14 protein-coding genes and 1 pseudogene are annotated in these 11,523 nt (G+C 63.8%); 8 read left to right on the top strand and 7 right to left on the bottom strand.

What is annotated here, in order from left to right; all coding sequences use genetic code 11:
* Positions 1–29: 29 nt before the first annotated feature.
* The 7 genes from ACIGJE_RS34310 to ACIGJE_RS34280 all read left to right on the top strand — a co-directional run bounded on the left by ACIGJE_RS34310 (position 30) and on the right by ACIGJE_RS34280 (position 6,611).
* A complete protein-coding gene (locus tag ACIGJE_RS34310) occupies positions 30–974 on the top strand; it encodes a quinoprotein relay system zinc metallohydrolase 2 (RefSeq protein ID WP_415084134.1) in 945 nt (314 codons plus the stop codon).
* Positions 975–1,326: 352 nt separating this feature from the next.
* Entirely contained in the window at positions 1,327–3,129 is a 1,803-nt protein-coding gene (gene xoxF5, locus ACIGJE_RS34305; RefSeq protein ID WP_311940499.1) for a lanthanide-dependent methanol dehydrogenase XoxF5, read from the top strand.
* Positions 3,130–3,468: 339 nt separating this feature from the next.
* A complete protein-coding gene (locus ACIGJE_RS34300; RefSeq protein WP_376717733.1) occupies positions 3,469–3,948 on the top strand; it encodes a c-type cytochrome, methanol metabolism-related in 480 nt (159 codons plus the stop codon).
* Positions 3,949–3,991: 43 nt separating this feature from the next.
* Entirely contained in the window at positions 3,992–4,807 is an 816-nt protein-coding gene (locus ACIGJE_RS34295; RefSeq protein WP_415084226.1) for a substrate-binding domain-containing protein, read from the top strand.
* Between the two features lie 4 nt (positions 4,808–4,811).
* The gene (locus ACIGJE_RS34290) at positions 4,812–5,360 is read left to right on the top strand and encodes a PQQ-dependent catabolism-associated CXXCW motif protein (protein ID WP_394313240.1); all 549 of its coding nucleotides are present in this window, start codon (positions 4,812–4,814) and stop codon (positions 5,358–5,360) included.
* Positions 5,361–5,403: 43 nt separating this feature from the next.
* Complete coding sequence (locus tag ACIGJE_RS34285; RefSeq protein ID WP_311940503.1) at positions 5,404–6,240, top strand: quinoprotein dehydrogenase-associated SoxYZ-like carrier; 837 nt, start codon at positions 5,404–5,406, stop codon at positions 6,238–6,240.
* 86 nt (positions 6,241–6,326) lie between these two features.
* Positions 6,327–6,611, top strand: a complete 285-nt coding sequence (locus tag ACIGJE_RS34280; protein ID WP_311940504.1) for a hypothetical protein — start codon at positions 6,327–6,329, stop codon at positions 6,609–6,611.
* A gap of 13 nt (positions 6,612–6,624) precedes the next feature.
* Here ACIGJE_RS34280 and ACIGJE_RS34275 read toward each other — a convergent pair whose 3' ends face one another.
* Genes ACIGJE_RS34275 through pqqA form a run of 7 tightly spaced genes read right to left on the bottom strand, consistent with a single transcriptional unit; the run spans position 6,625 to position 10,847 of the window.
* Positions 6,625–6,984 (bottom strand): hypothetical protein, encoded by a 360-nt coding sequence (locus tag ACIGJE_RS34275; protein WP_394313236.1) that lies wholly within the window; start codon positions 6,982–6,984, stop codon positions 6,625–6,627.
* Positions 6,965–7,654: a hypothetical protein gene (locus ACIGJE_RS34270; RefSeq protein ID WP_311940506.1), complete on the bottom strand. Its 690-nt coding sequence runs from the start codon at positions 7,652–7,654 to the stop codon at positions 6,965–6,967. Before ACIGJE_RS34270 ends, ACIGJE_RS34275 begins: the two co-directional genes overlap by 20 nt.
* The gene (pqqE, locus tag ACIGJE_RS34265) at positions 7,651–8,781 is read right to left on the bottom strand and encodes a pyrroloquinoline quinone biosynthesis protein PqqE (protein ID WP_415084138.1); all 1,131 of its coding nucleotides are present in this window, start codon (positions 8,779–8,781) and stop codon (positions 7,651–7,653) included. Before pqqE ends, ACIGJE_RS34270 begins: the two co-directional genes overlap by 4 nt.
* Positions 8,778–9,056 carry a pyrroloquinoline quinone biosynthesis peptide chaperone PqqD gene (gene pqqD / locus ACIGJE_RS34260; protein ID WP_068289002.1) on the bottom strand — a complete coding sequence of 93 codons (279 nt, stop codon included), beginning with the start codon at positions 9,054–9,056 and terminating at the stop codon, positions 8,778–8,780. The genes pqqE and pqqD overlap by 4 nt, the downstream gene beginning before the upstream one ends.
* A complete protein-coding gene (gene pqqC / locus ACIGJE_RS34255; protein WP_483681759.1) occupies positions 9,053–9,796 on the bottom strand; it encodes a pyrroloquinoline-quinone synthase PqqC in 744 nt (247 codons plus the stop codon). The genes pqqD and pqqC overlap by 4 nt, the downstream gene beginning before the upstream one ends.
* Entirely contained in the window at positions 9,793–10,710 is a 918-nt protein-coding gene (gene pqqB / locus ACIGJE_RS34250) for a pyrroloquinoline quinone biosynthesis protein PqqB (RefSeq protein ID WP_311940509.1), read from the bottom strand. The genes pqqC and pqqB overlap by 4 nt, the downstream gene beginning before the upstream one ends.
* 44 nt (positions 10,711–10,754) lie before the next feature.
* Positions 10,755–10,847, bottom strand: a complete 93-nt coding sequence (gene pqqA / locus ACIGJE_RS34245) for a pyrroloquinoline quinone precursor peptide PqqA (protein WP_068288997.1) — start codon at positions 10,845–10,847, stop codon at positions 10,755–10,757.
* 302 nt (positions 10,848–11,149) lie between these two features.
* Between pqqA and ACIGJE_RS34240 the strand changes: the two are divergent.
* Positions 11,150–11,464: pseudogene (locus tag ACIGJE_RS34240) on the top strand (alpha/beta fold hydrolase); the annotation flags it as partial.
* Positions 11,465–11,523 lie beyond the last annotated feature (59 nt).

The following is an 11,523-nucleotide window of genomic DNA, read 5'->3' as shown; positions in this document are numbered from 1 at the left end:
GGCCGGTGGCCGAGGAAGGAGCTTGCAGGATGCAACGGCTCGTGATGCTGGCCCGGCTTTGGATGACGGCCTGCCTTGTCCTGCTTCCCGGCTTCGCTTCGGCTGAGACGCTACCGACGCCCTTGCCGATGACGGAAATAGCCGAGGGCGTCTTCGTTTTTGCCGCCCCGCATGAACTGGCCGCGCCGGGCAATGCCGATGCTATCGGCAATGCCGGCTTCGTCATTGGCAATGAGGCGGTCGCGGTCATCGATACGGGTGGTTCGCGGCAGGCCGGTCTTGCCCTGTTGGCGGCCATCCGCGCCCGTACCGACAAGCCGATTCGCTATGTCATCGACACCCATGTCCATCCCGACCATCTGCTCGGCAATGCCGCCTTCCGCCTGCCGGGCGTGACGATCGTCGGCCATGCCAACCTGCCCGAGGCCCTGTCCGCGCGTGCCGGGACCTATCTGTCGGCGACGCGCCGGCTGATCGGGGAGGCTGCCTTCGCCGGCACCGAGGCGATCGCTCCCACCTTGCTCGTCAAGGACCGGCTCGATCTCGATCTCGGCGGCCGCCGCCTCCTGCTGGAGGCCTGGCCGACGGCCCATACCAACACCGATCTCACCGTGCTGGACGAGAAGACGAACACCTGGTTCCTGGGAGACCTGCTCTTTGCCGGCCACGTCCCGGCGCTTGACGGCAGCCTCATGGGCTGGATTGCCGTGATCGACACCCTGCGCTCGCGTCCGGCCGCCCGTGTCGTGCCGGGCCATGGTCCGGCCGCGATGCCCTGGCCGGCGGCGGCCGATCCGATGCGGCGCTATCTCACGCGCCTGCGCGACGACGTGCGCGCGATGATCGCCGAAGGACGGACATTGCGTGAGGCGGCGGAACGGGCCGGGCAATCCGAGCGCGACAACTGGCAGCTGTTTGACGAGTTCAATCCACGCAATGCCACAAGTGCCTTTCACGAACTCGAATGGGAATAGCCAGTACCCAGCCGAAGAACCGTATAGTACCGCCGTGGTTTTGCGGTGCACTCAATAAATGATGCGACGCACCATAATAAGGTAAAAATAAATCTAGTGTCATGTCAGTCAAATCTTGCATGAACTGAACACGTTGCATAAGGTAACGCATCTTCGACTTCCAACGGCACCGTGATGGGGATCGCAGTGTCGATTCGAAAGCCAGCGGCTTATGCCTATGGCTACGAGGCGGATCCGCCGGCTGTGACACGCTGTCGAAGAGACGAGGTATCCCCAAGGCTAGAAGAACGACATCAAGTTCGGCATGTGGTCCGGCGGGACGGCATGCGTGTGGCCACTCGGAGGAAGCCCAATGAAAATATTGATAGCGTGGCTGGGCGTGGTCTGCTCGCTGTTATTCGGCGCGCAGGCCTACGCCAATGACGAAGTACAAAAGCTGACGCAGGACCCCAATCAGTGGGTGCTGCAGACCGGCGATTATGCGAATACTCGATATTCGAAACTTGACCAGATTACTGCGGAAAACGTCAAGAAGCTCCAGGTTTCCTGGACATTCTCGACAGGCGTCCTGCGCGGCCATGAAGGCTCCCCGCTGGTCGTCGGCGACATCATGTATGTCCATACGCCGTTTCCCAACACGGTCTATGCCCTCGATCTCAACAATGAAGGCAAGATCATCTGGCGTTACGATCCCAAGCAGGATCCGAACGTCATTCCCGTGATGTGCTGCGACACGGTCAATCGCGGCCTGGCCTATGCAGACGGCAAGGTGTTCCTGCACCAGGCCGACACCACCGTCGTGGCGCTCGACGCCAAGACCGGCAAGGTGGTCTGGTCCGTCGTTAACGGCGACCCGAAAAAGGGCGAGACCAACACCGCGACCGTCATGCCCGTCAAGGACAAGGTCCTTGTCGGCATTTCCGGTGGTGAATTCGGCGTGCGCTGCCATGTCACCGCCTATGACCTGAAGACCGGCAAGCAAGCCTGGCGCGCCTATTCCATGGGCCCGGACGAGGAAATGCTGGTCGATCCGGAAAAGACCACCGAACTCGGCAAGCCGATCGGCAAGGATTCCAGCATCAAGACCTGGCAAGGCGACCAATGGAAGACCGGCGGTGGCTGCACCTGGGGCTGGTATTCCTATGATCCCAAGCTGAACCTGGTCTATTACGGTTCCGGCAACCCCTCGACCTGGAACCCCAAGCAGCGCCCGGGCGACAACAAGTGGTCGATGACCATCTTCGCCCGCGATGCCGACACCGGTATGGCCAAGTGGGTCTATCAGATGACCCCCCATGACGAATGGGACTATGACGGCGTCAACGAAGTCCCGCTGGTCGATCTCAAGATCGACGGCAAGGAGCACAAGGCCCTGGTCCATCTGGACCGCAACGGCTTCGGCTACACCCTCGACCGCGAGACGGGCGAGCTCCTGGTTGCCGAGAAGTATGACCCGGTCGTGAACTGGGCCACCAAGGTCGACATGGACAAGAACAGCAAGACCTATGGTCGTCCGCTGGTCGTGGCCAAATATTCGACCGAGCAGAATGGCGAAGACGTCAACACCAAGGGCGTATGCCCCGCGGCTCTCGGCTCCAAGGACCAGCAGCCGATGGCCTATTCGCCCAAGACCGGCCTGTTCTACGTGCCGACCAACCATGTCTGCATGGACTACGAGCCGTTCAAGGTGAGCTACACCCCGGGCCAGCCCTATGTCGGCGCTACCTTGTCGATGTATCCGGCCCCCAACAGCCATGGCGGCATGGGCAACTTCATTGCCTGGGATGCTGCCAAGGGCAAGATCGTCTGGTCGCTGCCCGAGCAGTTCTCGGTGTGGTCCGGACCGCTCGCGACCGCCGGTGGCGTCGTGTTCTACGGCACGCTGGAAGGCTATCTGAAGGCGATCGACGCCAAGACGGGTAAGGAACTCTACAAGTTCAAGACCCCCTCCGGCATCATCGGCAACGTGATGACCTACACCCACAAGGGCAAGCAATATATCGCCGTGCTCTCGGGTGTCGGTGGCTGGGCCGGCATCGGCCTGGCGGCAGGCCTGACCGATCCGAATGCGGGTCTGGGTGCCGTTGGCGGCTATGCAGCCCTCAACAACTACACGGCGCTCGGCGGACAGCTGACGGTGTTCGCGCTGCCATGAGCACGTGATGCAGCAGCCAGGGCAAGGCGCGTTCCGCCGTGAATGCGCGTTTGCCCTGGCATGCTGTCTCAGGTGTCTTTGCGCCCCTTGTCGATATCGGCAAATTGCAAACACTTTGGCCGATCATCCCGTCGGGGCTGGGGAGACGTCGTCTTTCCCAGCCCCCTCGCCAGACAAAAACGAAGACTTCCGGCTTTCGGTGCCCTTCGGCCCGCGAAATGGTGGTCTGTGCCCTGAGTGGGAGACAAACGATTGCTTGTTCAAGCCAATCCAACGAAATCACGAGCCGGGAACCGCCCCGCCCCCCTGCATCGCAACGCGCTCTTCGGCCTGACGGCGTTGGCGCTGGGCCTCTTCGCAGCGACCTCGGCCTTCGCCGACCCGGCCAAGCCGGCCAGCAGTGAAGACGGCAAGTATAGCGATGCCGAGGGTGCACCGACCTATAACATCACTGCAGATGGCAATGTGGATTGGTATACCTTCTCCGGCTATCGGCGCTACCATTCCGAATGCACGGTCTGCCACGGCCCCGACGGGGCAGGCTCGACCTATGCGCCGGCGCTCACCGATTCCCTGAAGAAGATGAATTATGAGCAGTTCACCACTGTCGTGGTCCAGGGTCGCAAGGATGTGAGCACGTCGAGCCAGAAGGTGATGCCGACTTTTGGCACGAACCGGAACGTGATGTGCTATCTTGATGACATCTATGTTTATCTGCGGGCGCGCAGCGATGGTGCCCTCGCACGTGTCCGTCCCGAAAAACACGACCCCAAGCCGCAGAGTGCCAAGGATGCCGAAACGGCCTGCATGGCAAACTGAGTCCAGCCTGCTTCTTGTTCCCGGCCTTGTCCTGGCCGGGATGGTGCTCGGTTTGAATCCCGCCAATGCCCAGCAGGTGCCGGAACTCGTCGACAAGGCCAATCTGCGCGTCTGCTCGGACCCTGCCAACATGCCGTTCTCGAACCGCCGCCAGGAAGGGTTCGAGAACCGCATCGCCGAGATCGTCGCCAAGGAGTTGCAGCGGCCGGTGCGCTATTACTGGCTGCAGCAAGGCATGGGCTTCGTGCGCAACACGCTGGGCACCGGCCTGTGCGACGTGATCATCGGGGCCGCCTCGGGCTCCGATCTCACCCAGCACACCAATCCCTACTATGCGTCGACCTATGTCCTCGTGGTCAAGGCGGACGGGCCGCTGGCCGGCGTCACCAAGCTGGAGGATCCCGCCCTCAAGGGCCGTCGATTCGGCATCATCGCCGGCACCCCGCCGGGCGACCACCTGCAGCGTCTTGGCTTGATCGCCAACGCCAGGAGCTATGGGCTGACGCTGGATCAGCAGGACAATGCGGCGGGCAAGGAAGCCATCGACGATCTCGTCGCCGGAAACACCGACGGTGCGCTGCTTTGGGGGCCGATCGCCGGCTATTACGCCGGCAAGGCGGCCAAGCCTCTCAAGGTCATTCCGCTCGTACAGGAAAGCGAGCGCCCGCTCCTGGCCTATCGCATCACCTTCGGCATCCGGGCCAACGAGACGCAATGGAAGCACACGCTCAACGCTGCCATCCGCAAGCATAGCAAGGAGATCGCGCAGGTGCTGTCCGACTATGGGGTGCCGCAGGTTTCCGTCGACAGTCTGCCGGCCGAGCGGCCCAATCTCGCCGCGGGCCAGGTGCAGGAATAAGGCGATGATCAGGCCGATCGCGCGCAGTGCTGTCTTTCTGGTCCTGGCCCTTGCGACACTGCCCGCCCATGCCGGTTCCCCGCCCGAGCCGAGCGGCTATCGTCTCGACGACTACAGGGCACCGACACCGGCGACGCTCGCCGGAGCCACGGTCCTGGATACGGCGCGGGCCGAGGCACTCTGGAAGCAGCGAGGGGCCATCTTCGTCGATGTCCTGCCGCATCCCCCGAAGCCTGCCGAGCTTCCTGCCGGTACGCTATGGCGCGATCCGCCGCATGAAACCATTGTCGGCGCGGTATGGCTGCCGGAAGTCGGGCGCGGTGCGCTGGCGGCGGCGACGGAGGATTATTTCAAGCGTAGCCTCGCCGAGTTGACCCATGGCCGCCGTGAGGAGGCGCTGGTGTTCTTCTGCAAGAAGGACTGCTGGATGTCGTGGAACGCCGCCAAGCGGGCGCTCGGCTATGGCTATGGCCGGGTCTATTGGTATGCCGACGGCGTCGATGGCTGGAAGGGCGCAGGCCTGGCCCTGGAGACGGTCAAGCCGCGGCCGTGAACGGCTGTCTTCGTGCCGCCGGCATCAGAAAGGGAGATGGACGATGACCTTTCTTGAAAAACGGGCAGGATCGTGCCCTTCGCGCCGCCGCTTCCTGGGTGGGACGGGGCTGGTCGCGCTCATGCTCCTCGCCATCCCGGGCTGGGCCGAGGCCGGTGACACACCGAGCGAGGCGAGCTGGGAGTCGATCCGCCCGGATCTCTTCGGCGAAAAGACCATCGATGCCGAGCCGGTCTTGCGATTGAGTGCGCCGGTCAGGGCCGAGGATGCGGCGCTGGTGCCGATCGAAGTGCATGTCGACCTGCCGGCGGATGACAGCCGCACGATCAGGGCGATCACCCTGGTGGTGGACGAGAATCCCTCGCCGCTGGTCGCTGCCTTCAAACTCGGCGAGGGGCGCAGGCAGTTCAGCCTGTCGACGCGCATCCGCGTCAACTCCTATTCCTATGTCCGGGCGGTCGGTGAGACCAGCGACGGCAGGCTGCACATGACCAAGGCTTTCGTGAAAGCGGCCGGCGGCTGCTCGGCTCCGGCCGGCAAGGATCCTGTGGAGGCCAAGGCCAATCTGGGCAAGATGCGCTTTCGCGACTTCTCCGGGACGGGCAGCAAGGAAGCCCAGATTCAGATCCGCCACCCCAATTATTCCGGCATGCAGATGGATCAGGTGACGCGGCTCTACACGCCGGCCTGGTTCGTGCAGACCCTGGCGGTCACCCAGGGGCAGAGACCGATCTTCTCCATGGAGGGCGGCATCTCGCTCAGCGAGGATCCGACCTTCCGCTTCAGCTATGACAAGGACGGCCAGCCGATCTCCGTCGATGCCAAGGACACGGAAGGGAACGAGTTCAAGCGCGCCTTTCCCGCGGATGGAGGCAGTTGAGGAACTCTTTGACGTGCCTCCTCGGATCGATCACATAGCGTGTCGTGCGCAACATTGCCGCTGAAACACCGCGATGTGATCAGGCCATGACCGAAAGCCCGGAAACGCAGGATACCGTCGAAATCGGTCTCGATGCCAACGAGGCCGTCGTCCTGTTCGAACTGCTGTCGCGCTGGTGCGATCCAAAAACAGATGCCACGCCGGCAGGCACCTGTTTCCAGAGTACAGCCGAATGTGCCGTCCTTCTCGGGCTTCTCGGCCATCTCGAAAAGCAATTGGCTACGCCCTTCAAGCCCGATTACAGGGAGATCGTCGCGCAGGCCCGGCAGCGTCTGGAACCGCTGTGGGATGGCGCGACCCTGAACGGCTGAGTGCCTGGAAATCCTATTTGAAGCAGCGGATCTCGGCTTCGGCCTGGGTGCGCCGGAGATTGGCGACGACATCGTCGAACTGCTTGGTGCTGCGGAAGATGGCGGACTGCTGGCCGACACCCTGGCGCATGGACAGGATGGTTTCGGCCCTCTCATAGCCGTCATAGGGCAGGATGGAGGCAATCACGTCGATCGAGCAGGCGCACCGTTCCATGGCTTCCCGCGTCTCGCCATTGGCGGCCATGCAACCGATCACATAGTCGACTCGCGCCTTGGTCGGATAGTCGTTCTCGACCTCAGCGGCGAACGCGGGAGCGGCCGTGGCTGCCAGCATCAGCAATGCCAGAAGCGTGTCAGTCAGGCTTGGCCTCATAGGAAATTCCTTCGTCGAGCAGCGGGCTGTTCTTTCCTGGCGCCGAGACTTCGATGCGGGCGATCTCGCCGGGCAGGTCCCTGGCCACCAGGAATTCGTAGCGCAGCGTGTCCAACCCGTTGAGCCGGGCCTTGTTCGGGTCGTCGCTGAAGGGCTGGATCGAGACGCGCCAGCCGGGAAGGGAGCGGCCCTCGAAGGGGATTTCAGCCGGCTTCACCTCGGCCTTGTCGCGCAGGGCCGTACGGATGGCCGTTTTGAAATAGCGCGGATTGGCCTGGTAGGCCTCGGCGAGCACGCCGATATGATGCTCGAGGAAGAGGCTCAGCACCGGATTGCCGCTCATGTTCTCGAACGGCCCGGCGGCGCGTCGGTGCGCACCGCTGAAGAGCTGGACCTGCACCGTGCGGGTCTGCTCCGTCTCGCCCTTGTCGAGGGTGAGGCGGATGGTGTCGTCGAAGGAGGCACCGTAGAGTTTGTCGTCGGCGCTCTTGCGGTGGTAGGCGTAGGTGAGCACCTGGTTGACGGCGGTCTTGTCGAGCTGGGGTTCTTCGAACAGTAGGGTGGCGGCGTCCGGCGTCGCCGCGGCCGCATGGGCAGCACCGGCGAGGACCAGGAGGGCCGGGGCGGACAGCCATGCTCTTCCCGGCTTGCGACGTGCACGATCATTCATGCCGGCTGTCCTTCCATCGGTCGGGGAGCGGCCGTCATGACGCGGTAGTCATAGGCCGGCGGTGAGGAAACGGCCGATTCGCTGGCGGCCAGGGCCTGCATGCGGTCGTGCCAGGGCGATTTGTGGCAGGCTGGATCGGTCACGCCGGCATCGCCGGTCAGGGCCAGGGCCTGGCAGCGGCAGCCGCCCCAGTCGCGTTCCCGGCGCTCGCAGCTGCGGCAGGGATCCGGCATCCAGTCGGTGCCACGATAGGCATTGAAGGCCGGCGAGTTCAGCCACGCCTCTGCCAGCGTATGCTCACGCACCGACCAGAATTCGAGGTGGGGGATGGTTTCGGCAGCATGGCAGGGCAGGATCTTGCCCGATGGCGTGACGTTGAAGGTCCGCCGCGCCCAGCCGCCGTTGCAGGGCTTGGGATAGGCTGAATAATAGTCGGGCACGACGAGGTCGATGACGATGCGGCCTTTCAGCCTTTCGCGTGCCTCCTCCACCAAAGCGATCGAGGCATCGGCCTCGGCGCGCGTCGGCATCAAGGCGGCGCGGTTGCGCTGCGCCCAGCCGTAATACTGGGTGTGGGCGATTTCGACGCGCTTGGCCTGCATCTCGACGGCAAGATCGATGATGTCGCCAACCTCGCCGATATTGGCGCGATGGATCACGGCATTCACCGTCAGCGGCAGGCCGAGCGCCACCACATGTCGGGCGAAGTCGCGCTTCCTGGCATGGGCTCCGGCCAGGCCGCCGATATGTTCCGCCGTTTGCGCGGTTGCAGCCTGGATCGACAGCTGCACATGGTCGAGACCGGCCTCGGCGAGGGCCTCGAGCCGGGCATCGGCCGCGCCGACACCGGCCGTGATCAAATTGGTGTAGAGGCCGAGTTCGGCACAATGGGCGGTCAGCTCGACGATGTCGGGCCGGGCCGTCGGCTCGCCGCCGGACAGATGCACATGCAGGACGCCGAGGGCGGCGGCCTCCGAGAACACGCGCTTCCAGGTCGCTGTGTCCATTTCCTGCGCGCGGTGGTCGAGTTCGAGCGGGTTGGAGCAATAGGGGCAGCGCAACGGGCAGCGATGGGTGAGCTCGGCCAGCAGGCCGATCGGATTGGGGATGCGGGCGTGGTTCGTCATCGCTCGATCACCCGCTTGGTGAGGAGATCGTCGAGCATGGCGATGACATCGCCCTCGATCACCTCGCGCTTTTCGCCATAGCGTTCGGCGAGCAGATCGCAGATCGCGCCGACGCTGCGTTGGCCGTCGACCAGTTCCACCACGCTGGCGGCCACCGCATCGAGGCCGAAGGCACGCTCGGGCGCCAGCAGCATGTGCTTGTTGCGGACGCTGTCGAAGCGGAGCCTGACCCCGCGCGGCAGGCTGGGGACGTCCTCGGCGGAGAGCGTGCTCATGATGCCAGCTCCATGCCTGGAATCCAGGCGCCGGGCGGCGGCAGGCCGGGTGTCACATAGGCGTGATGCAGGCCGTCGAGCTGCGCCCACAGCACGTCACATTTGAAGGCGAGGGCGGCGAGGACGGATTGCTGCAGGGCGATGCTGGTGGCGTGGCGCTTGACATAATCGAGCGCGAAATCGGCATCGCGGGGGGCCTGCGACAGGCGCTTGTCGAAATAGGCGAGGGCCTGAGGGGAGATGAAATCATAGCTCGCCAGCATGCCGGCAAGGCGTTCGGAAATGATGGTGGGCGCGAACAGCTCGGTGAGGGAGGAGGCGATCGCCTCCAGGAGCGAGCGGTCGCGCACGAAATCGACATAGGCTTGCACGGCATAGCGGGTCACCGGCAGCAGGCCGCGGGTGGAGACGACGTAATCGCGCGGGAAATCCAGGCTGTCGGTCAGCTTGAGCCAACGCTCCAGCCCGCCATCGCCATCACCGGTGCCGTCATGATCGACGATGCGCTGGCGCCAGATCCGCCGCAGCCCCGGGTCCTGCATGCGGGCGAGGATAGTGGCGTCCTTCACCGGGATCATGGCCTGGTAGAAATAACGGTTGAGGGCCCAGGCCCTGACCTGGTCGCGGCTCAGCCGGCCGCCATGCAAGGCGGCATGGAAGGGATGGAGATTGTGGTAGCGCCGATGGCCGATATCGCGCAAGGCAGCTTCCAGCGCGGCGGGGGAAAGGAGCGTTGTCATAGCGAAAATACCATGCCGTCATGGGCGACCTGCCAACCCGCCGTCTCGACCGCCTGCCTTTGAGGCGAATCCTCCACCAGGACCGGATTGGTATTGTTGAGATGGATGAAGACCCGCTGTTCCACGGGCAGGCCGGCGAGGGCGGCCATCGATCCGTCGGGGCCGGCAATCGGCATATGACCCATGCGCCGCCCCGTCTTGGTGCCCAAGCCGTGCCGGATCATCTCGTCGTCCTCCCACAGCGTACCGTCGAACAACAACAGATCGGCACCGGCAATGGTTTCGCGCAGCCAGGGCGGCACGTCGGCGCAGCCCGGAATATAGGCGATCCGCCTGCCGCCGCCGGCCAGGATCACGCCCACCGTCGCTTCGCTCTCCTCGCCCAGACGCATCGGTTCGTTCTCGCGCCAGAGCGGCAGTTTTCCCGGAACCGGTACCAGGGTCACGGTCAGGCCCGGCAGGGCCTCAAAGCTCTGGCCCGGCCTTACCGCCTTTCGGTCGACGAGGTCGCGCGCCAGCACGTCGAAGATCCGGTTGCCGGCGAGGCTATCCAGCGTCTCGGCCGTGCCATAGAGCGTGAAAGCCTGGCGCTCGCGCAGGCCCAGCAGGCCGGCAACATGGTCGACATCACCGTTGGTCAAAAGCACCGCAGCAATCGGCGAGTGGCGCGCGGACCCCTTGTGATGCGATGGATCCCCGGGCTGGAGCGCAGGCACAGCCTGGAGTTGCTGGCGGATGTCAGGCGAGGCATTGAGCAAGAGCCAATCCTCCCCGTTTACCGAAACCGCGATACTCGACTGGGTGCGCGGCCGGACCCTAGGATCCCCGGCCCACGCCAGACGGCAGACCGGGCAAGCACAGTTCCATTGCGGAACCCCACCCCCGGCCGCCGCCCCGAGAACGATGGTATGCAAGCTTGCCTGCACGACCCCGATTCCGTTGCTGTCGCCGGTTCAACTTAGAATTCCGGCGGCAGGTCCTCATCGGACATATAGCCCGTCACTTCCATTCCAACGCAGAACTCGATGATTTCAGGTTTGGTCCAGCGCATTTCAATTCCTCCGTTGCTTGGTTTGTGAGCTTTTTCATAAGGAATTTATAAGTATTAATCTTGGATGATACCAAGATCATTACCAACAACACTATCCACGTCTTCCATCAATACCGCAAGTGAAAAACCGCTGGAAAGGAGCGGTTGGATTTTTCAGGCTGTGGGCTATTGCCGTCGCGAAGCGATTTGGTACGGTCTGGCCAACCCCGCAGACTCGCTTTTTTGCTCGTCCTTGTCATTGGGAGCGGTGCGTGAAGCTCATCCAGGCCGGCGACCTCGACATCGCCTATCTCGAAATCGGTCAGAGCGCCGCCGCCTTCGACAATCCGGATTTCGTCGACATCGTCATCCACTCCTATCGCCATCGCTATGGCGTGGTGCCCGGCGATTCCGCGCTCGGGGCAATCGAGGCGAGGCTGGCCGGCCAGCCCCGTATCGGCGTGCCGACAATCGTGATGCAGGGCGGTGCCGATGGCGTCGACCCGCCCAGGCCGGACGATCACGACGCTCCGCATTTTAGGGGTGCCTATCGGCGCGCCATCCTGCCGGGCATCGGCCACAACTTCCCGCAGGAGGCGCCCGCCGCCTTCGCCGAGGCGCTGCTCTCGCTCGCCTGATGACGGACCGCCAGTCGGGCCGTCGATTCCAAGAGCGTGCTGCCAGCGGCGAGGCGCTC

It is taken from the genome of Labrys sp. E2SS-1L (genome assembly GCF_057073705.1).
The sequence above is the reverse complement of the archived record's forward strand: the minus strand, read 5'-3'. Positions and strand labels throughout refer to the sequence as shown.

Bases quoted from the DNA above. Each gene is read 5' to 3' on its own strand.
- ACIGJE_RS34290 (WP_394313240.1), top strand. From the start codon at position 4,812: ATGATCAGGCCGATCGCGCGCAGTGCTGTCTTTCTGGTCCTGGCCCTT.
- pqqE (WP_415084138.1), bottom strand. From the start codon at position 8,781: ATGACGAACCACGCCCGCATCCCCAATCCGATCGGCCTGCTGGCCGAG.
- ACIGJE_RS34285 (WP_311940503.1), top strand. From the start codon at position 5,404: ATGACCTTTCTTGAAAAACGGGCAGGATCGTGCCCTTCGCGCCGCCGC.
- ACIGJE_RS34275 (WP_394313236.1), bottom strand. From the start codon at position 6,984: ATGAGGCCAAGCCTGACTGACACGCTTCTGGCATTGCTGATGCTGGCA.
- ACIGJE_RS34270 (WP_311940506.1), bottom strand. From the start codon at position 7,654: ATGAATGATCGTGCACGTCGCAAGCCGGGAAGAGCATGGCTGTCCGCC.
- pqqA (WP_068288997.1), bottom strand. From the start codon at position 10,847: ATGCGCTGGACCAAACCTGAAATCATCGAGTTCTGCGTTGGAATGGAA.
- pqqC (WP_483681759.1), bottom strand. From the start codon at position 9,796: ATGACAACGCTCCTTTCCCCCGCCGCGCTGGAAGCTGCCTTGCGCGAT.
- ACIGJE_RS34280 (WP_311940504.1), top strand. From the start codon at position 6,327: ATGACCGAAAGCCCGGAAACGCAGGATACCGTCGAAATCGGTCTCGAT.
- xoxF5 (WP_311940499.1), top strand. From the start codon at position 1,327: ATGAAAATATTGATAGCGTGGCTGGGCGTGGTCTGCTCGCTGTTATTC.
- pqqD (WP_068289002.1), bottom strand. From the start codon at position 9,056: ATGAGCACGCTCTCCGCCGAGGACGTCCCCAGCCTGCCGCGCGGGGTC.
- ACIGJE_RS34310 (WP_415084134.1), top strand. From the start codon at position 30: ATGCAACGGCTCGTGATGCTGGCCCGGCTTTGGATGACGGCCTGCCTT.